This is a genomic window from Streptococcus sp. SCPM-O-B-15277 (M60) (assembly GCF_058200335.1).
In genome coordinates this window covers 1-257 of record NZ_JBYQGR010000017.1, presented here as the reverse complement: position 1 = coordinate 257, position 257 = coordinate 1, and the positions used below count along the sequence as shown (strand labels likewise).

The window sequence follows — 257 nt, the reverse complement described above, 5'->3', positions numbered from 1 at the left end:
ATGGCGCGAGACGGAATCGAACCGCCGACACATGGAGCTTCAATCCATTGCTCTACCAACTGAGCTACCGAGCCAATATTGCGGGAGCAGGATTTGAACCTACGACCTTCGGGTTATGAGCCCGACGAGCTACCGAGCTGCTCCATCCCGCGTTAATAATAAATAAAGGAGGATGTGGGATTCGAACCCACGCACGCTTTTACACGCCTGACGGTTTTCAAGACCGTTCCCTTCAGCCGGACTTGGGTAATCCTCCA

At 53.3% G+C, this 257-nt stretch carries 3 tRNA genes; all 3 read right to left on the bottom strand.

Annotation, left to right across the window (positions count from 1 at the left end):
• Nucleotide 1 precedes the first annotated feature (1 nt).
• A tRNA-Phe gene (locus tag AC3E9F_RS08485) sits at nt 2–74 on the bottom strand.
• A gap of 4 nt (nt 75–78) precedes the next feature.
• Nucleotides 79–152, bottom strand: a tRNA-Met gene (locus tag AC3E9F_RS08480).
• 14 nt (nt 153–166) lie between these two features.
• Nucleotides 167–256: transfer RNA gene (locus AC3E9F_RS08475), tRNA-Ser, on the bottom strand.
• Nucleotide 257: the final 1 nt, after the last annotated feature.